Raw genomic sequence first — 21,058 nt, forward strand, 5'->3', positions numbered from 1 at the left:
ATATAAAACAGAGTCATTATGAAAATCAAAAAAATCGCGATATATAGTGCCTTAGCTTTCTCATTGTTGGGCGGGGTATCTTCCTGTGAGAGTCCGCTGAAGGATTTCAACCTTCAGGTAAGTACAGAAGTTATTCAAAATTATGCTACCCTGAAGGTGGTAGATATTGATGGTAAGACAATCAGCGGGGTGACAGTCACACTGAGTTCTGGAGACACTCAGGACATTTACAACATGAATGGCTATAAAGATTTTAAGCTGACAGATAACCTGATCACTTTTGGTCTTGATCCTAAGCGGACGGCCAGTGCTGCAAATCCGATCCGTTTTCGGGTGCAGCTTGCAGCTTCGGGCTACACGACACAGGAAGTACCTGTTGCCATCACAGATGCATCGAGTGGTATACAGACGATCGTGCTGACAAAACCGACAGTTGTTCCGGACGGTGCGAAGGAAACGGTCGCCAATGTTGACCTCAGTTCCAATGGGTCCACAACAGCCGCAACGACAGTTACCGTACCCTCCGCTGTAGGCGGCGGCAATATGGAAGTAACCATTCCGACCGGTACCCAGTTTAAAGATGCCAATGGCAACGTCATTACAGGCGGCAACACTGTTCAGATTATTTTGACCAGCATCGATGCCGACAATGAGGATGCTGTCGAATTACTTCCGGGCGGGGATGTCAAAAGCGACAAAGTCGTATTGGCCAACGGCAGTACCGTTGCAGGTACTTTCAGCCCGGCAGCCGTTGCTGAAATCAGCATGTTGGTGAATGGTATAGCGGTGAAACAATTCAGTCAGCCACTTACGGTGAGTATGCCTGTTGAAGCAGGTTATGTGAGCCCGATATCCGGTGCATCCATTGCAGCGGGGCAGGTATTTCAGATCTTTTCCAATAGCACCGATGGCATCTGGCGTTACGAACAAAACAGTACAGTTACAGGCTCGGCTGCTGCCGGATTTAAAGTAAGTTTTCAGGTTCAGCACTTGTCATTCTATATGGCTGGTGAATTTGGTGAGGCCTGTCCTTCGGCACGCGTTATCACGTTCTCGGGCGACTGGATGACGAATGGGTCGACCTATCCGATTATTGTAGAAGCCATCTGGGGCGGCAAAGTGATTGCCACAGGTGAATATTCGATCAATAAGAATAATCCAAGTATCAGTTTGGTTGATGTGCCGTCAAGCGGTACAAGTATTGTGGTGCGCAACAGTGCCGGTAATATATTGGATCAAAGTCCATTGGCAGCCTGTGGTCAGGTGACAGCGATGACATTGCCAAATCCGGGAGATGCTACGGGAACTACGTCGACGCTGCAGCTGTATGTACGTTGTCCGGACAAAACAACGACCATTACCCTGTTGCCAACATTCCAGTTATTCTACCGGGTAAGCGGCACTGGAACGTATCAGTTCCTAGGTACAGTGGACAATGGATTCTTGCGTACGACACTTTTAAAAACAGACGGTACCAAATATGATTTCAAAGCGATCTGGGGCCAACGTGTGAAAGAAGTCAACGCGAAAACTATTGCAGCAGACAATACAGCCACAGTAGGTATACAGCCGGGTGACATTATCGGAACCAAAGCAGGAGCGACCAATCTGGCTATCCTGACCGAAGAGTGCGGCAAATTATAAAAGCATTTAAGAACTCAAGTGTAAAAACTTGTGATTGTAGATTTGGGATATTCCGGCCGGGCGAGCTGGCCGGATATTCCTTTATAGACGAAACACTATCAATTATTATCTGCCAAAGAGATGTTAACAATTTTTAACCGAAAAAAGCGGAATTACGATTTAAGCTGGATGGATACGGATATGCATTCGCATCTCTTGCCGGGTATTGACGATGGTTGTACGGACGAGGCTGAGAGCATGGACCTATTGGGCCGTCTAGTCGATTTGAAATTGCAACACTTTTATTTTACACCACATATTTTTCAAGAGATGTACCCGAATACGCGAGAGCGTATCGAGGCATCATTTGACCAAGTCAAGGGCAAGGGTTTTGATAAAAAACTAGGTGGCTACGCGGCCGAATATATGCTCGATTCTAACTTTGAGCAGCTTCTGCGTCAGCCCGATCCTCAATTTCTTGTCCTTCCGAATAACCATATCCTGATCGAGATGTCATACATTCAGGAAAATAAGCAGATCGAAAAATTGATTTTTGATCTGTTGATAGCGGGATATTACCCGATACTGGCACATCCCGAACGCTATATTTTTTATCATACCGATATGCAGAAGATAAGCCGGCTAAGGGAGATCGGCTGTTTATTGCAGGTGAATTTGCTGTCCATTATCGGTTATTACGGCACGCATGAAAAGCGTGTCGCCAAGTATCTTGCTGGCGCAGGTCTTGTTGACCTTGTCGGTACAGATGCCCATCATGAGCGTCATGTGAAAGCCCTGGAGCATGGGCTGCAACGTGAAGATCTCAAAAATTATTTTAAACGATGCGAATTACTGAACCCTAATCTTTTTGATCCATCATGGACATCGGGTTAGCCGGACCATATAAAATAAAAAAAACTACAATTTACAAGTATATCACAATGAAAACACACTACAAAAAGCAAGCAGGGCACCATCGCGTATGGCTGTATTTCTTGCTGATGCTATTGACACTGAGCAGTTGCTCGGTCAAGAAAATCGTTTATTTCAACGATCTGCAGGCAGATTCTCTCCGGGTATTGAAAGAAGCTGCGGCCTTTACCGAGCCTACCATCCATCCCGATGATATCCTCAGTGTCACCGTACAGACGTTGGATCCCACGACTAGTTCTGTGGCCAATCAAGCCGAAGTCATTCAGGCCATTGGTGCCAGCTCGGCTGCCATGGTTGGCAATCAGGTGATCAGCGGTTTTTTGGTCGACAAAGATGGGTTTATTCAGATGACTTTATTGGGCAAGATCAAAGTCGGCGGGCTTACGACCTATCAGGTCCGGGACAAGATCACGGAGCTTGCCTCGCAATATTATAAAAACCCCACTGTTCAGGTCCGTTTTGCCAATTTTAAGATCACGGTATTGGGCGAGGTGACTCGGCCGGCGACTTATACGGTACCCAATGAAAAGGTGACCGTGCTGGATGCACTTGGGCTGGCCGGCGACCTGACGATTTATGGAAAGCGTGAAAATGTATTACTGGTAAGGGATCAACAAGGACAAAAGGAGCTGGTGCGGCTCAACCTGAATGACAGCGAAGTCTTCAGATCACCCTATTTCTATCTGCGGCAGAATGACGTGCTGTATGTGGAGCCGGGCAAGGCCAAAGCAGCGGCCAACAATGCGGCACGTACCCAGACTTTTGCCATTATCGGTTCGTTGTTGTCGGTGCTGATTGTTGCATTGACCCGTTTGTAATTGATGAAGGCTAAATAGTCTTTTGTAGCAAGGTGCCGTGCTCTGTGTCATTAGTCGACAGCTGCACAGGGCATCTCCATAAAAATATTGAATAGTATGAGTAAAAAAAATATAGACTGGGAAGAGGAGTTTGATTTTGAGACTGAAAAGTCCGATAACAAAGACCTGTTGCGTTTTTTTGGACGCTTGATGGCCAATTGGTACTGGTTTGCCCTTTGCGGTTTTTTGGGCCTATTGTCTGCTTTCTTTTATCTGCGCTATAGCATTCCCAATTATAAGGTCCATGCCAAGCTATTGGTGTCCGACGATAAAAAGGGAGGCGGCATGCTTTCCTCTTCTGCACTGGGCGATCTATCTAGCCTGATGGGCACCAAGAACTCCGTTGATAATGAAGTGGAAGTCCTAAAAACGGCAGATCTGATGCGGGAGATGGTGCTGTCCGAAAAGGCCTACCTCCGTTACTTCAAGGCCGGCAGGGTACATAATGTGCCTGTGGGCAACGCTCCCTATACTTTGGAGCTGCTGAGCGAAGTAGATTCGGTTAGTGAGCCTTATAGTTTCAAGATCCATCCGCTGAATGCCAATGAACTTGAATTGAGTAATTCCGATACCAGCTTCCGTGTGCGTATGGGACAAACCTTTAGCCTGGCGCCGCAATGCCAGCTCAAGGCTGTTGTCAACCCGGCTTTTGACCAGTCCAGGGAGGACGATTATGGATTTGTGCTGAGTCCTGTCCGGGATGTGGTGGACGATCTGGGTAAAGCCCTTCTGGTAGAGGTGACCAATAAAAATGTATCCACCATTGATCTGACACTTGAAAGTACCTTGCCCAAGCATGGAGAGCAGCTGCTGACCACGCTAATCCAGAAATATGTGGAGCTGAATCTGCACGATAAAAATGTCATTGCCGATTCGACACTGTCCTTTATCAATGCCCGGCTGTCGAAGATCACCGATGAACTGGCCGGTGTAGAAGACCGGATTTCGGGTTACAAAAAGAGAAATCAGCTGGCCGATATATCCGAGCAGGGCAAGGTATTGATTGCCAGTTCGGCAGATTTTACCGTTAAGCTTGCGGAAGTTGAAACCCAGCTGGCCGCTTTGGATGCTGTGGCAGGTTATCTCAACGATACGAAGCATCCGCGGGTAGTGCCTTCGGCCGTTATTCCGCAGGACATTGGGTTCAATGCCCTAATTCAGCGCTACAATGAGCTGGTCTTGCAGCGTGAACGCCTGCTTCTGGCCAATACCGAGGATAATCCACTTGTACAGAATATTACAACCCAGATTGCCGGTGTGCGGCAAGACATGATAGCCAATGTGGCTTCCACGCGTAAGCAGCTGGCACTGGCCAAACAAAGCCAGCAGGCGCTGGCCAATCAGGTGACCTCTCAGATCCATCAGGTACCCACGATTGAGCGGGGCTATATAGATCTATCGCGTTTGCAGCAGATCAAACAGGCACAGTATATCTTTTTGCAGGAAAAATGGGAAGAAACCGCCATCGGCCGGACCGCCAATGTGTCCAATTCCAAGGTGATCGATTCGCCAAAGGCTGAAAAGAAGCCTTTTTCACCCAAGGGAAAGATGATCTATATCTTAGGTTTGCTGTTTGGCTTGGCCATTCCATTGGCTGTGATCTACCTGAAGGGTCTATTTAACCTACGTATACAGGGGATGGATGATATTGAAGCTGTTAATAAGCTTCCTATCCTAGGCATGATTGCCCATTCCGATGAGATGGAACAGGTCGTTGTTACCAAAACCTCACGTTCACCCATAGCCGAGCAGTTTAGGGCGATGCGGACCAATCTGGAGTTTGCCCTCAACGGCGGAAAGCGTATTCTTTTTACTTCATCGATGTCAGGTGAGGGTAAGTCGTATGTGGCTTTAAATCTTGCCGTTACTTTGGCTTTATTGGACAAAAAGGTTCTGTTGATGGAACTGGATTTGCGGAAACCATCCATTACCTCCAAGCTAGGGCTTCCGGCGGGCAAAGGATTTTCCCACTATATTGTACGGCCCGATATGCGGCTGGATGAAATCATTATGGCTTCGGGTGCCCATGAAAATGTACATTTGATTCAGGCGGGTGCTATACCGCCCAATCCTGCGGAGCTGCTGGTTCATCCACGCACACAGGAGCTGATGGACGAATTGGCCAAGCGCTACGATTATATATTGATGGATGCGCCGCCTGTGGGTATGGTGACCGATGCTCAGTTGCTGTCGCGCTATGCCGACTGCTGTCTGTACCTGGTGCGCCAGGGATTTACCCTCAAAGAGCAGCTGCGTATTCCGAATGATTTGGTTGCTAGTAATAAGATTAAGCCTATCCAGTTGATTGTCAATGATATTAAGGCCAAGGGTGGGTATTACAATAATTACGGTTATGGCTATGGCTATGGTTACGGTTATGGGTATGGAGACTACGGTCAGTCAACCAAAGGGGGGAAATGGTGGATGTTTTGGAGAAAAAGATAGACGTGAAATATAAAATTGGTTTTATTGTTCTTTATTAAAATTATCTTATTATGATCAAGATATTAGATTGTACGTTACGTGATGGTGGTTACTATACCAATTGGGATTTTAGTGATGAGGTTGTCGATAATTATATAAAATATACGAATAATTTACCAATAGAATATTTGGAGGTAGGTTATAGAAGTACACCTATAAAAGGCTATTTGGGTAGATATTTTTATTTGCCGATTTATGAACTCGAAAAGATTAAATCGTTGTCTCAAAAGAAACTTGTGATTATTCTAAACGAGAAAGATACTAGATTAGAAGATTTAAAGGAGTTATTGCAACCTTTGCAAGGGATCGTATCCATGATTCGAATTGCACTTGACCCTCAAAATCTCTTGAGAGCAATTAAGCTTGCAGAAGGCATAAAAGTCTATGGATTCGAAGTCGGTTTCAATGTAATGTACATGTCCAAATGGAAAAGTTATTTGGACTTCCAGAGTAATCTTTCTAAGGTTTCTGGAGTAGCCGATTATTTTTATATGGTTGATTCTTATGGAGGTGTATTTCCCCAAGATGTTATCGATACTATTGCTTTGGTAAAATCGCACTTAAATGTTAAGTTGGGTTTCCATGGTCATAATAATCTAGAGCTGGCTTTGATCAATACTCTTACCGCTATTGATCACGGCGTAGAGATAGTGGATTCAACGGTGACTGGAATGGGTAGAGGTGCGGGAAATCTGAAGACAGAGCTGTTGTTGACAGCTTTCAATAACAGATTTAACTTTGACGTTGATTTTAACTCTTTGGGAGACCTTGTTAATACTTTCTCCGGTCTACATCAGAAATATGAATGGGGCACAAATTTGCCGTACATGATTTCAGGTGCTAATTCCTTGCCACAAAAAGATGTGATGGACTGGGTCACTACACGGTTTTATTCATTTAATAGTATTATTCAAGCCCTTCAAAATCAAAAACAAAATGTAAAGGATAATGAACAATTGCCAGTTTTTAAACCTAGCCTATCTACGAATCGTGTAGTTATTATTGGGGGCGGTAAAAGTGCTTGTGAGCATGTTGATGCTGTAAAGGAGTTTATTTCAGCAGATCCTGATTTAACTATTGTATATGCAAGTTCCAAAAATGCATTTTCATATCAAGGACTTAAGAATAGACAGATATTCTGTCTAGTAGGTAATGAAGGCCATCGGATGGAGAAAGTATTCAATGATTTAGACAGTTTCAAAGGACAAACAGTTCTGCCTCCGTTTCCGAGAAAAATGGGAACCTATATACCTTCTTGTGTGAAAAGTAACAGTTTTGAATTAGAAAAAGTAGTCTTTACAGATAAGTATCAGGATTCTCATACTGCTTTAGCATTGCAAATCACTCACGAGTTAGGCGCTGATGAAATTTATCTCGTAGGTTATGATGGCTATAATGACTTCCCCATTACTGAAAAGGAGAGGCAATTAACATCTGAGAATGAATTTTTGTTTAATCGTTTTGCCGATTTTAATAAAAGCCATGTAATAGCTATCACGCCTACACGTTATGAAATTCCGGTTAAATCAGTCTATAGTTTGATTTATGACAAATAAAGTTAGTTTTTTTCTACCTACTCGGAAAGGAAGCCAACGGGTAATAAATAAAAATACCAGGCCTTTTGCCGGTAAAGATGGTGGTTTATTGCTGCATAAGCTTCGTCAACTTTTGACCATGAAAATGGTAGAGGAAGTTGTGTTGTCTACAAATGATGAAAGTTGTATAGAAATTGCCGAAAGTATTAAAGATGATTTCGGAAAGTTAGTGATTGATCATAGACCTGATCATCTATGTTTGGACAGTACTAATTTGAGTGATCTTATTGCTTATGTTCCGAATGTCGTATCTGGTGAGCATATAGTTTGGGGGCATGTTACCACTCCTTTTGCAGATGCTACTATCTATGATAGAGGAATAAATTCTTATCTAAATGGTTTATCCCAAGGATTCGACTCTTTAGTGAGTGTGCAGAAATTTCAAAATTTTTTATTAAATAATAGGGGTGAAGTTGTTAATAATGCGAGTACCCTTGCATGGCCGCGGACTCAGGACTTAGAAGTATTGTATGAGATAAATCATGTAATGTTTATAGCGAGTAAAGATATTTATGTTCGAGACAAAAATAGGTTAGGTAGTAAGCCATATCTTCTTGAAATGGATAAAATTGAATCTTTTGATGTTGATTGGGAAGAGGATTTTAAAATTGCAGAATTAATGTATGGATATACTAAGTAAATATAAAGTGATCCTTTGGGATTTTGATGGCGTAATCATGGATTCAATGCCTACCCGTTCTTTGGGATTTGCAAGAACACTAGTTGATTTTCCCAAGGATCAAGTTGATCAGTTGTTGGAATTTCATAATCTAAATGGAGGTCTTTCGCGATATGTAAAATTTAGGTATTTTTTCGAAGAGATCCGAAAAGAATCTGTGTCTGAATCTAAGATATCGGAATTAGCAAGGGAATTTTCTGCGATTATGTTAGGATTATTGATTGATGAAAAGCTTTTAATAGAAGATAGTGTGTCTTTTATAAAGGAAAACTATAGAAATTTTTCTTTTCATATAGTTTCTGGCTCCGATGGAACAGAACTAAATATAATTTGTAAGGAATTAGGATTATCAAAATATTTTCAGACTATAAATGGATCCCCTACCGCTAAAGTTGAACTGGTTTCAAAGTTATTAAAAGCTTATAATTATAATTATAATGAGGTGGTACTAATTGGGGATTCAATTAATGATTTAGATGCATCAAAAATGAATAATATACAATTTATAGGATATAATAACAGTAATTTGTCTGAATATAATTATATAAAGTCTTTTAGCAATAAATAAGATATTTAATAGTTATGATAGGCAGTAAGGAAAACAACAATAGTTCTGTAGCAAAAGGTACTTTATTTTTGTATATTAGGATGGTTATCCTTATGATAGTCACTTTATATACTTCCAGAGTGATTTTGGCTACTTTAGGAGTCCAAGATTTTGGTATATGGAATCTAGTAGCAAGTTTTATAGTATTATTTTCTTTTATTCAAAATGCTATGGCTACTTCAATTCAGCGTTTTATTTCAGCTGAGATTTCTAGTAATAACTATGAGAAAATTAACAGAATAATCTATAATAGCAATTTAATTTATTTGCTTGTAGGACTGCTGTTATTTATTCTAGCAGAATTTTTTGGTAATTATTTTTTAAACTATGTGTTAAATATACCTGAAGATAGGTTATCGAGTGCTTTCATTGTATTTCAATTTGTGATTTTAGATACTTTTATAAAAATTTTAAGATTACCATTTGATTCATTAATCTTGGCTTATGAGAGGATGAAATTTTATGCTATTGTTAGCTTAGTAGAAGCGTTCTTGTCTTTAATGATTATCTTCTTTCTTAAGTTTGTAAGATTCGATGATAAACTTATTTTATATTCAATTTTGCTTTGTATAACCTCGCTAATGATAAATTTCTGTTTCTATACATTTTGTTATAAAAACTGGAAAGTGAAGTTTTATAATATTTCGTATGACAGAGATTTATTTCGCTCGATCTTTTTCTTTGGAGGGTGGAATATGTTAGGTGGTGGAGCCACTTTGCTATCTACCCAAGGAGTCAATGTTGTGGTGAACGTTTTCTTTGGGGTTTTGGTCAATGCAGCATTGGGTATTGCAAATCAGGCTAGCGGAGCGGTTAATAAATTTATATATAATTTCCAATTAGCATACATTCCCCGAATTATGAGGTTATACTCCTCAAATCTGGATGATGATTTAGATAAATTGATAATCCAATCGGCTAAATTCTCCTTTCTTTTATGTTGGCTGTTAGCCTTTCCATTGATATTGAATATGCCTTTTGTTTTAAAAATATGGTTAAATAATGTACCAGAATATTCTGTGATTTTCTGTCGTCTGATATTGCTAACATATTTACTAGAGTGTATATCAACTCCGCTGTGGATAACAATTCAAGCGTCGGGCAATATTAGAAAATACCAATTGGTTTATAGTAGTGTAATGCTGTCTAATATAGTGTTATCGTATTTGGCTTTAAGATGGGGTGCCGAAGTTTATTTCGTAATGGTTGTTAAATTCTTTGTCGCGCTATTATGTAGTTCTGTGAGATTATATTATTTTTCAAAGATGCAGAGGTTTAGTGTTAATTTTTTCCTTAACCAAGTGTTGTTTAAATGTATAGCAATCGCGGTTATTTCGGGAGCCATTTCTACTATCGTTTATTTTCAACTTTCATCTGAGTTAAACAGGCTGTTATATACATCTATTCTGTTCTTAATAGTTGTCACCTATTCTTCGTTTAAATTATTCTTAAATAAAGAAGAGAGCATGTTGGTTATTAGTTTTTTAAGAAAAACCTTTAAAATTTAGTATTGTGCTAAAATTAAGATTGTTAGAGTCGAGTTTGAATCGTTTTTTAACCTGCGCTTTAGTCATGTTCCCGATAGCATCTTTTTTTGATATATCTTTTTATGACGAAGCATTTGTTGCTATATGTCTTTTGTTGTTTTTGATAAAGAGGCCTCAACTAAGTAGAATTGACAAAACATTTATTATTTTACTATTTATATCGTATATCATAGGTTTTATTTCAAATATGAAAAGTGGTATAATAAACAATTGGAATGCTATAGTTTTAGATGCTTTTGCCATTTACAAACCTTTTGTAGCATTTTTTACTATAAGATATTTGGTAAATAGTTTCAATAAATATGGCGTTGTTTATTTATTGACTAGTCTTTCCAAAATATGGATTATTGTAGTGTTTTTCCTCGCATTCGTTTCTCAATTTCTAAATATTGGTATGACAGAAGGACAAAGGTATGGTATTAAAGCCTTCACTTTTGTCTATGATAATCCTAGTATTTTTGGTATTACAACTATAATTGCTTTAATCAATATAGCAACAACACAAAAAAGGAATAATATTTTATTGTTTTATTTTTTAATGGCTTGTTTATCATTGCTTTTAACTACTAAAGGCATTTTTATCTCTTTTATAATCTTTACTATACTTATATATTTTTTTAATAGAGAAGGAAAGTTAAAATTCAGAAATATTATTCTTCTTGGGTTTGGATTATTACTTGTAAGCAGTTATCAAATTGAAACATATTTAAAAAACTCCGAATCTCCGCGTATGGTTTTTTTATATAACGGGGTTAAAGTTGCAAACGATTATTTTCCCATTGGATCTGGATTTGCAACATTTGGGAGTGAAGAAGCTAAGCGTGCGTATTCAAAGTTATATTATAAATATGGTTTTGATTCTTTATGGGGAATGAATGAGGAAGATGGCCAATTTCTTAATGACAACTACTGGGCTATGATTTTGGGACAATTAGGATATATAGGATTTGCTACCTTTTTCTGTCTTTTGTTCTGTTGTTTTAAGGTGATAAATGAATATAGAATAAAGAATAAAGTAGTTAAAAGCATGTTATTGTCTTCATTGCTAATGATGTATGTGACCAGTGTTGCCACTGGAGTCACAAAATCGCTGGCAGGAGTATACCTGTTTTCCTATCTAGGATTAATGATTCCAAATAAAAATTTTAAATATGCAAGAAACATTAAAAAAAGTAAAGATTATTTATTGGTTAGGAATACGATTAAAGATAGTGTATAATAACTACATTATTGATACCCTTGATTTGTTTAGATTGTATTTCCAAAAGAGTAATTTGTTATATCAATCAAAAAAATTTTTGAAAATTAGAGAATTTAAAAATATTCACAAAGGACAGAGATGCTTCATAGTTGGAACTGCCCCAAGTTTAACTATTTCTGATCTGGATCTAATTAAAGGAGAATTGTCTTTTAGCGTAAATTCTATAGTAAAAATATTAGATAAAACAGAATGGAGGCCGACCTATTATGGTATACAAGACATGCACGTTTATGAAAAGATTGAAAAAGATGTTATTAATGCTAATTTGCCATATTGTTTTGTGGGACATCGGCTTTATTCTAAGTTTAAATCAGCGCAAGGTTTTATTCCTTATTTTTTATATAATTGCCGGCATTCTTCACATGGTGAGCTAATGCCATTGTCATCTAACGTGTCTAATGATGTTTCTAAAGTTGTTTATGATGGATATTCAATTGTTCATTCATTAATTCAAATAGCAATATATATGGGATTTCATGAAATTTATATAATAGGTTGTGATTGTTCATATGATATAAATGGAAGTCATCACTTTGTGGAATCTGGTTTTTTTGATAAACAAGCGGCTACCGTGGGAGAAAGAATGATATATGCCCATAAAATTGCAAAGGAATATGCCGACAAGAATGGAGTTCAAATATTCAACTGTACTAGAGGGGGAATGCTGGAGGTTTACGAACGAGTCAATTTGGAGTCGTTATTTAATAGGGATAATTATACGAGTTAATAATTATCTAAATAACTTATTGTTTAATAGATTAGTTTAGTTTAATGAAAGTTTTACAGCTGAATGTTTATAATTTTAGGAAAGGTGGTTCTGAGGCAGTTTTCTTTAATACAATAGAATTGCTGGAAATGAATGGGCATAAAGTTTCGACATTTTCTCTTAAATGGAATAATAATTTGCAATCAAATTATTCTAGGTTTTTCCCAGACTCAAAAGAAACAAGAAAGGGTAAATTGAAACCGATAAAAGATATAATCAATTACTTTTATAATTTTGAATCTGCTCGTAAACTTGAGCAATTAATTTTAGAAGAAAAACCTGATATTGCTCATGTGCATTTGATATGGGGGCAGATATCGTCTTCTATTCTACCGGTTTTAAAACATCATTCTATACCAATTATATTTTCGATTCATGATTATAGAATTATATGTCCAGCTTATACATTTAAAAATGGGAATAATGAAATATGCGAAAAGTGCGAGGGGAATAAGTTCTATAATTGTATTAGTAATAAATGCACTAAAGATAGTTATATATTAAGTTCTATGATGGCTAGTGAGCAATATTTTAGAAATATATTTTTTAACCCCGCAAAATATATAGACGGATTCATATATGTGAGCTCTTTTGCTAAGAAGATGCATGAAAAATATATGCCTCAATTAAAGAATAAGGCAAATGTCGTATTATACAATTTTGCCGATGAAATAGTTTTATCTGAGAAAAAATCTAATGGTGATAAATTTTTTCTCTATTATGGCAGGCTTTCTCATGAAAAAGGATTAAAAACATTGATTGAGGCATTTGCTTTACTGGATACTTGTAAACTTAAGATTGTTGGTACAGGACCACTTGAAGAAGAGTTGATTGATTTTGTTGAAAAAAGGGCGTTACGAAATATTGAGTTCTTAGGTTATAAATCTGGTTATGAACTGGAAAATATTGTCAAAAATGCTTATTTTATAATTGTCCCTTCGGAATGGTATGAAAATAATCCTATGACTATTGTGGAAGGATACTCAAATGCAACTCCAGTTATTGGTGCTTCTATAGGTGGAATCCCAGAAATAATTGAGGACAATAAAACGGGGTATTTGTTTAAGCCTAAGAATGTCCAAGAATTAGTAGAAGTAATTAAATTGGCCAATAATTTAGACCCTGAAGATTATCGATCTTTTAGTTTTAACGCTCTGCAGTTTGCTAAACGTTATTTTAATAAACAAATTTACTATCAAGAATTAATAAATTTCTATAAGAGATTAAAATATGAAAATAGCAATTGTAGGAACGAGAGGAATTCCTAATCATTATGGTGGATTTGAGCAGTGTGCTGAATTCTTGGCTTTGGGACTTGTAAACAGTGGACATGACGTCATAGTTTATAACTCACATAATCATCCCTATCAAGAAAAAAATTGGAATGGTGTTGTTATCGTTCATTGTTATGATCCAGAGGATAAAATTGGAACAGCGGGACAGTTTATCTATGACTTAAACTGCATACTTGATGTTAGAAAAAGAAATGTTGATATTGTTTTGCAGTTAGGATATACTAGTAGTTCTGTATGGGGATGGCTCATGCCCAAGCATGCTGTAATCACCACGAATATGGATGGATTGGAATGGAAAAGAACCAAATATTCTAACACAGTTCGCTCTTTTTTGCTTTGGGCGGAGAAGCTAGGGGTTAATTATAGTGATTATTTGATTTCTGACTCTGTTGGTATACAAGAATATTTGAGTCTAAAATATAATGTGGAATCTGATTTTATACCTTATGGAGCAGATGTTTTTAAAAATCCTAGTGCTCAAGTTCTCGACGAATTTAATCTAGATCTATATAATTATGATTTGTTAATTGCTCGGCTTGAACCTGAGAATAGTATTGAAATTATATTGGAAGGAGTAAATATGGCGAACCATAATAGACCCTTCCTAGTGATTGGAAAAAATGAGACGCCTTATGGAAAATATCTGAAATCAAAATTTGAGAGGAACGCTAATATTAGGTTTGTTGGTGGGATTTATAATATAGAAAAGTTAAATAATTTAAGATATTATTCAAATATTTATTTTCACGGACATACAGTCGGAGGAACTAATCCATCATTATTGGAAGCAATGGCGTCTAGCAGCCTTATATGTGCAAATTCTAATCCCTTTAATAAATATATTTTGGGGGAAGACGCTTTATATTTTAATACCGCTACAGAGGTCTGTGAGATTTTAGATTCTGTTAATAAGAAAGAGCATAAGAATATTTCAATGTTAAATGCTAACTTAGAGAAGATTGATAAAATGTATAATTGGGAAACAATTGTAGGACAGTACCTAAACCATTTTAATAATATTATTCATTTAGGTAAAAGAAAATAATATTTAGTCATTTATATGCTTTTTGTTGCATGAAAAATACTTTTTTTATCTGTTGTTATATTCTTTTATTGAGCATAATAGTTCTCGGTTGTAACATTAATCTATTTGCACAGACAGATACGATGAGGCAATACCTCCAGGTAACAGTAGATGCAGGATATTCTGGCAATAATGCAGTGCCCTTCTGGATGCGGTCCAACCAGTTTGGATCTATCCCGCTGAGTGGTGCTTCGGGTAGTGTAGTGCTGCGTGCTGCTCGCGATTACTCCCGCTTAGGTGAATGGACTGAAATAAAGGAAAGGGCTCCCGCTTGGGACTGGGGATACGGCCTGGAGGCCCGAGCAAATATGGGTTCCAAAATCCAGGGCCAACTGATTGATGCACATGCCAAATTGCGGTTTAAAATGTTTGAAGCCAAACTGGGCCGTACCAAAGATGTGATGGGGCTCAATGGGGATACCCTTCTTAGCTCAGGCAACTTTGCCGTATCAGGAAATGCCTTAGGAGTTCCTATGCTGGATATAAGGCTCTCCGAATATTATCGGCTCCCTTGGTTTGACGGCTTATTTTCCTTTAAAGGTAATTTTGCCAATGGCTATATGGGCAAGATGCTGATCGATCCTGGCCAGTTTAAAACACCGCCACGCGATAATAATATGCCCACATTGCTGCACCAGAAATCGTTGTATGGACGCATCGGTAAAAAGGACTGGCGCATCAATTTCTATGGTGGTATTAGTCATCAGGTGCAATGGGGGGCTGAAAAGAAGGTTTATGGAAGTAATTATACTTTAAATGATTTTCAGACATTATTGTATGTGATGTTTGGAAAGGCTTATGGAGCCCCAGGTGTGCCCAGATCAAAGCTAGGGAATCAGCAAGGCTCAATTGATATGGCCTTTTCCTACGATTGGGACAATTTGCAACTCATGGCTTATCGGCAAAATTTCTATGATGTAGGTGCTATTTCCAAATTGGCCAATATTGCAGATGGACTAAATGGCATCACCTTGATCAATAAACGATTTGGCCACTCGTTAAAAAATTGGGATTGGCACAAGGTTTTGGTCGAGTTCTTTTATTCCAAGGACCAGGCGGGATACCCTTGGTCAAAGCCAACGAAATCGGGTGATGAAGACTATTATAACAATTACTACTATACACAGGGCTGGTCTTACAAAAGCCAAGGCCTAGGTTCTCCATTGATAGTGACTGCACACAGCGCACGTGCTGGACAGGCAAATTTTCCCGGTGATTATTTTATCAGCAATCGTGTCGTGGCTGGCCATATCGGAACGAGGCTTCAGTTGTATGGCTGGAATGTGTTCAGCAAAATGACATTTGCAAGGCATTATGGTACTTTTGCCACCAGTATTTATGGTAAATCTACTGGAAAGATAAGACACGATATTTACGAGAAACAATTTGTCCCTGTATCTCAGTTCTCTGCAATTTTATCGGGTGAGCGGCAGCTCAAAAATAAAATGTACCTCGGGGTATCGCTCGCCTTGGATCAGGGGCAGCTGCTGGAGAATAGTTTCGGAGCACGTGTATCTTTACGAAAAGTGTACGGCATAGCTAAAAAATAAGTTATCTTTCATAGCACTATAATTTATTAGATTCAGTCAGCGTTAATATTGAAGAGCAAAGGCGATTAATCTTTTTTGCTGAAAGACAGTCTATTAAAAAAATGAAGTGGTATGGCAACGGACTTTATTAAAAATAAACATTTGGCCATTCGCGCAGGTTTCGGAATCAGCCTTGCGCAGGTCGAAAGATTAAACCATCTTCATCCAGAAGAGTTTTGGAAGGAACTTGCACAGAGCAGACCCTTCCGCCCAATTAATTTTACTCCCCTGAAGCTCGATTTCGATGATCTGCCAGCATCACAGCTCGATGCCGAACAGAAAAAACAGCTTCAGCGACGAAATCAGAAACAGATCAACGAAATTAACCTCAAATTCCTGCAGGAAATGGTCAGCTCTGAAGATCAGCTCCGCGAAAAAATGGCTTTCTTCTGGCACGGCCATTTTGCTTCAAGGAGCGGCAGCCCGCAGTTTAATGAGCTGTTGCTGAATAAAATCAGGGAAAACGCACTCGGCAACTTCAAAAGCCTCCTTTTGGCAGTTTCCACATCACCTGCAATGCTCAATTTTCTCAATAATCAGCAGAACAGCAAAGGACATCCCAATGAAAATTTTGCGCGTGAACTCATGGAGCTTTTTACAATGGGAAGGGGAAACTATACCGAACATGATGTGCGTGAAGCCGCAAGGGCATTTACTGGGTGGTCCTACAACAAGGATGCTGTTTTTATACAAAGGAAAAATATCCACGATGAAGGGATGAAAACTTTCCTTGGAAAAACGGGCAACTTTGATGGCAATGCTATCCTTGATATTATCCTGGAACAACCTGCTGCAGCTAAATTTATTGCAACTAAAATCTATCGTTTTTTTGTCAATGAAAAAGCAGATGAAAAGCTTATTCATCGTTTAAGTGAAAAGTTGTATGCTACGGGTTATGAGATAATGCCCTTGCTCGAAGATATATTCACATCGCCCTGGTTTTACAAAAAAGAACATATGGGTAGCAAGATTAAGTCGCCCATCGAATTAATGGTGGGAATGATGCGTATATTGGATATGAAAGTCGGTGTTCCCGAAAATTTGATTACTTACCAGAAGCTATTGGGCCAGATGCTACTCTATCCGCCAAATGTGGCTGGATGGCCATCAGGAAGGTCATGGATCGATAGCTCTACACTATTGCTCCGTATGCAGATGCCGCAAATTTGGACTGGTCTGAGGCCGCTCGATCTGAAACCCCGGCCAGACGACGACCTCGAAATGGGACTTCCTCAAAAACAGAATCTAACAAGCACATTCAAAGACCCCAAGATGAGTATTGATTGGAGCAAGGTAGAAGCTTCTTTTGCCGGTAGAAATGTTTCCGAAATCATTTTACAAAAAAGCTGGGCCGAAGGTCATAAGGTATTCCAGCGATTCTCGGATGGTCGTGTCCGCACGGATATCATCGATGTCATGAGCACGCCCGAATATCAGCTTTGCTAACCTTTAAAAAAATATAGCTATGATTATTAAAAGGCGTGATTTTATAAAAACGAGCTCTCTGGCTACTGCTTCTTTGATGCTTCCCAATTTCTTGAAGGCGATGGCTCTGCCCGAAGCACTTGGAAAGGATAATAAAGTATTGGTGGTTTTGCAGCTCAACGGAGGGAATGATGGGCTTAATACAATTATTCCGGTACGAAACGATATCTATTTTCGTGAACGAAAGGTGATTGCGGTCCATGATGCTTTGCCTCTGACGGACGAAGCCGGTATAAACCCTGCTTTGAGCTTCTTTAAAGAACTTTTTGATAGTGGGGAGATCGCTGTGCTGAACAATGTTGGCTACCCTAATCCTGATAAATCTCATTTTCGGAGTATGGATATCTGGCAGAGTGCCAGTAGGAGCGATGAATATCTTGAAAGCGGTTGGATAGGCAGATATCTCGATGAGGCTTGTTACCAATGCGAACATCCCACACAAGCACTCGAAGTCGGTGATATGCTGAGCCTGGCGATGAAAGGGAACAAGTCCAAAGCCTTTGCATTTCAAGATCCCAAGAAAATGTATCAGACAAGTCGCGAAGAGTACTTTAAATTTATCCATCAAGCGCATCGTCATGATGACGAAACCGTAGAATATCTTTACCAGACGTTGGGGGCAACCATCAATAATGCAGCTTATATATTTGATAAAAGCAAAACCAAAGCAAATAAGATGCAATACCCCGATTCGGCCTTGGCAAAGGATTTTAAGACCATAGCTTCTCTTATCAAGTCAGATATCAATACCAAAGTTTATTATCTTCAGATCGGGAGCTTCGATACACATGTCAATCAAAAGCAGCAGCAGGAGAACCTGTTTAAGATTATTAATGATGCGGTGAGGGCGTTTGTACACGATCTAAAAGAAAATGGACTGTTTAACGATGTGCTGTTGATGACTTTTTCCGAATTTGGGCGGCGGGTTGCTCAGAACGCGAGTAACGGAACCGATCATGGAACTGCTAATCAGCTGTTTTTTATTTCAAGTGGTCTAAAGAAGAAGGGATTATTGAATGCACTGCCTGATCTGCAGCATCTTAAAGATGGCGATCTCATCTATACCGAAGACTTCCGTAAAGTCTATGCAACTGTATTGAAAAACTGGCTCAAGGCGGACGATAGGAGAATTCTGGGCTGGAAAAATGGTATCTATGACTTTATATGAGAGAACGGTGAGTCCAGTGAACAGATAAAATTTTTGATTAACCTATTTTGCAAAAAAACGACCTATTTAAAGGTGTAGTTATTTATTATGGGTGCAATCTTATATTCCAGCCAGCTCGGTTTCACCTGATTGTAGCTTACATTGGTATTTAACTCCGCAAAACCGTCGAAAAATTTGAATGCACTATTAATCCGTCCACCGATTTCATCCCGTTTAGACGTGATCGCCATTCCTTTGGCATCGCGTTTCGTAAAGGTGGTGTAGACATTGGCATTTTCGGAGCCGCCGCTGATGTTGGCGACTTGCCGATGGCTGAATGGATTATTGTTGGTGACCTCATCATACCAGTCTGTGCGGTGTCCCAGATCTTCACCGAGACCATATTCGACAAATTTCTCCGCCGACAGGACCTTGGGACGTTTGCGGATCGTTTCGACGAAATATTCAGAGGTAAAGTTCACCTGAGCTTGGCCGATCTGTGGCCTTTTGGTCGTAATCAGGATTACACCACCGGAGGCACGCGTTCCATATATTGCAGCAGCGGAAGCATCCCGCAGCACGTTTATGGATTCAATATCTTCCTTTGCAACGGAGTTGATATCGCCGCCGGGCACACCGTCAATAACTACAAGGGGGCCCTGTGAGGCGTTGACCGAATTGACACCGCGTAATTGCAGGGAGATGCCCGCATTGGGGTCGGTTCCATTGGTGGAGATCACGCTGAGACCCGGTACTTTACCCTGGATGGCCAGCAGGGGAGAGACAGCCCCCGCGACCATGTCTTTCTGCTTGATGCTCGATACGGCACTGGTCAATTCTTTCTTGTCAAGCGAGCCGTAGCCGACAACGACAGCCTCTTCGAGCTGCTGGGTGTCCGATAGCAGTTGTACATTCAAACTGGAGCCACCCGTATACGTGATTTCCCTGGCGCTATAGCCGATCATTCGAACGACGAGGACAGCATTTCGCTCCACGTTGGTCAGTGTGAATGTACCAGTGGCGTCGGTGGAAGTTCGGATATTACTACCCTTTACGAAGACCGTGGCGCCAACAAGGGGATTGCCCTGCTCGTCCTTTACACTGCCTTTGACTGTGGCCTGGGCTTCCTGCACTTAAGGTGCATGGGGTAATGCATAAGCGGCTCCAGCAAAAAGACTGCCGCTGAATAGCAATAATTTAGTAGCCACTTTAAAACTGTTGATTTTAAAATTCATGTGCTAATGTTTATTAAAGAATATTGGTTGTTTACGATAGAAAGGCTTGACAGGCTTTTTTTTGTGTATTCAAGGTCAGCTGTCGGTTCCAGATCAATTGGATATGTTTAAATTCAAGATACTACATATAATTGGTGTGATATGAACACTAAATGTACGGCATTAGCCTTATAGGCGCTATCACTTGAGACAATATGAGGATAATTTGAGACGATTTGTAAGGTCAGCTTTGGCTTGAAATAATGTCGGTATTTGGGGGTGAAACAAAAAAGAGCTGATAAAATTTTATCAGCTCTTTTTTTGAATTTTTATATCACTTACGGACGTTAATGGCAGGCCGCCGGCTCGGGGTAATCAGCTTTAGCCATTCCCTTCACCAATTGTCCACAATGGCGCATCGAGGCTGCGTAAGGATTTTCAATTGCCTTGTCGTAACTTAACCAATACCCTTTTTCCATCGGACAGTACTGTAGGTACACGGCTTCATCTGTACATTTCATCGTTTCCATAATGGTAAATAGGGATTGTGTGACAGCAGAAAAGGATGACTTCATCGCCTTCATATCCTGTGCAGATTTTAAACTGGCAGCATCGGTCTTCATGGTCTGGCTCACCTTCTTTAGGCGCATCATGTCATCGAGCTGGAGACCCTTCAACCGGAAATTCTGAACTTCCTTTTCGAACTGAACCACATGTTCCTTACTGCCGACAAAATTTTCGTCCTTGATGTCTTTTTTTACTTCCATATAGGTTTTAAACAACCGTTCGCGTTGTTGTTGGGCAACATCCTGCCCATGGCTTGATTGACAGGAAATCATCATAAAACAGATCAAGCATATGGTGTAAATTCCTTTTAAGTTATTTTTCATTT

17 protein-coding genes are annotated in these 21,058 nt (G+C 39.5%); 15 read left to right on the forward strand and 2 right to left on the reverse strand.

The annotated features are described in order from the left end of the window. Positions 1-18: 18 nt before the first annotated feature. The 15 genes from B2O97_RS19815 (at position 19) to B2O97_RS19885 (ending at position 18,973) form a co-directional block, all read left to right on the forward strand. The gene (locus B2O97_RS19815; RefSeq protein ID WP_286767969.1) at positions 19-1,644 is read left to right on the forward strand and encodes a hypothetical protein; all 1,626 of its coding nucleotides are present in this window, start codon (positions 19-21) and stop codon (positions 1,642-1,644) included. A 120-nt stretch (positions 1,645-1,764) separates the two neighbouring features. Further along, a complete protein-coding gene (locus B2O97_RS19820; protein ID WP_286767970.1) occupies positions 1,765-2,517 on the forward strand; it encodes a tyrosine-protein phosphatase in 753 nt (250 codons plus the stop codon). A gap of 47 nt (positions 2,518-2,564) precedes the next feature. Beyond that, complete coding sequence (locus B2O97_RS19825; protein WP_286767971.1) at positions 2,565-3,374, forward strand: polysaccharide biosynthesis/export family protein; 810 nt, start codon at positions 2,565-2,567, stop codon at positions 3,372-3,374. 96 nt (positions 3,375-3,470) lie between these two features. Further along, positions 3,471-5,858, forward strand: a complete 2,388-nt coding sequence (locus tag B2O97_RS19830) for a GumC family protein (protein WP_286767972.1) — start codon at positions 3,471-3,473, stop codon at positions 5,856-5,858. A 50-nt stretch (positions 5,859-5,908) separates the two neighbouring features. After that, positions 5,909-7,453, forward strand: a complete 1,545-nt coding sequence (locus tag B2O97_RS19835; RefSeq protein WP_286767973.1) for an aldolase catalytic domain-containing protein — start codon at positions 5,909-5,911, stop codon at positions 7,451-7,453. Beyond that, positions 7,443-8,132, forward strand: a complete 690-nt coding sequence (locus B2O97_RS19840) for a cytidylyltransferase domain-containing protein (RefSeq protein WP_286767974.1) — start codon at positions 7,443-7,445, stop codon at positions 8,130-8,132. Before B2O97_RS19835 ends, B2O97_RS19840 begins: the two co-directional genes overlap by 11 nt. Further along, entirely contained in the window at positions 8,116-8,739 is a 624-nt protein-coding gene (locus tag B2O97_RS19845) for an HAD family hydrolase (RefSeq protein WP_286767975.1), read from the forward strand. Before B2O97_RS19840 ends, B2O97_RS19845 begins: the two co-directional genes overlap by 17 nt. 14 nt (positions 8,740-8,753) lie before the next feature. After that, positions 8,754-10,286: an MATE family efflux transporter gene (locus B2O97_RS19850; protein WP_286767976.1), complete on the forward strand. Its 1,533-nt coding sequence runs from the start codon at positions 8,754-8,756 to the stop codon at positions 10,284-10,286. Between the two features lie 226 nt (positions 10,287-10,512). Next, positions 10,513-11,544: a hypothetical protein gene (locus B2O97_RS19855; RefSeq protein WP_286767977.1), complete on the forward strand. Its 1,032-nt coding sequence runs from the start codon at positions 10,513-10,515 to the stop codon at positions 11,542-11,544. Further along, positions 11,477-12,313: a 6-hydroxymethylpterin diphosphokinase MptE-like protein gene (locus B2O97_RS19860; RefSeq protein ID WP_286767978.1), complete on the forward strand. Its 837-nt coding sequence runs from the start codon at positions 11,477-11,479 to the stop codon at positions 12,311-12,313. The genes B2O97_RS19855 and B2O97_RS19860 overlap by 68 nt, the downstream gene beginning before the upstream one ends. 44 nt (positions 12,314-12,357) lie before the next feature. After that, a complete protein-coding gene (locus B2O97_RS19865) occupies positions 12,358-13,620 on the forward strand; it encodes a glycosyltransferase (RefSeq protein ID WP_286767979.1) in 1,263 nt (420 codons plus the stop codon). After that, positions 13,583-14,692 (forward strand): DUF1972 domain-containing protein, encoded by a 1,110-nt coding sequence (locus tag B2O97_RS19870; protein ID WP_286767980.1) that lies wholly within the window; start codon positions 13,583-13,585, stop codon positions 14,690-14,692. Before B2O97_RS19865 ends, B2O97_RS19870 begins: the two co-directional genes overlap by 38 nt. Positions 14,693-14,721: 29 nt before the next feature. Then, positions 14,722-16,281 carry a capsule assembly Wzi family protein gene (locus tag B2O97_RS19875; protein ID WP_286767981.1) on the forward strand — a complete coding sequence of 520 codons (1,560 nt, stop codon included), beginning with the start codon at positions 14,722-14,724 and terminating at the stop codon, positions 16,279-16,281. Positions 16,282-16,392: 111 nt separating this feature from the next. Further along, on the forward strand, positions 16,393-17,766 hold the full coding sequence (locus B2O97_RS19880; protein WP_286767982.1) for a DUF1800 domain-containing protein: 1,374 nt from the start codon (positions 16,393-16,395) through the stop codon (positions 17,764-17,766). Positions 17,767-17,785: 19 nt separating this feature from the next. Continuing rightward, positions 17,786-18,973, forward strand: a complete 1,188-nt coding sequence (locus B2O97_RS19885) for a DUF1501 domain-containing protein (protein WP_286767983.1) — start codon at positions 17,786-17,788, stop codon at positions 18,971-18,973. A gap of 62 nt (positions 18,974-19,035) precedes the next feature. Here B2O97_RS19885 and B2O97_RS19890 read toward each other — a convergent pair whose 3' ends face one another. Beyond that, positions 19,036-20,085 carry a carboxypeptidase-like regulatory domain-containing protein gene (locus B2O97_RS19890; RefSeq protein WP_286767984.1) on the reverse strand — a complete coding sequence of 350 codons (1,050 nt, stop codon included), beginning with the start codon at positions 20,083-20,085 and terminating at the stop codon, positions 19,036-19,038. Positions 20,086-20,513: 428 nt separating this feature from the next. Beyond that, positions 20,514-21,056, reverse strand: a complete 543-nt coding sequence (locus B2O97_RS19895) for a hypothetical protein (protein ID WP_286767985.1) — start codon at positions 21,054-21,056, stop codon at positions 20,514-20,516. Between the last annotated feature and the right edge of the window lie 2 nt (positions 21,057-21,058).

The organism is Sphingobacterium sp. UBA865 (assembly GCF_002295765.1).
Lineage (GTDB): Bacteria > Bacteroidota > Bacteroidia > Sphingobacteriales > Sphingobacteriaceae > Sphingobacterium > Sphingobacterium multivorum.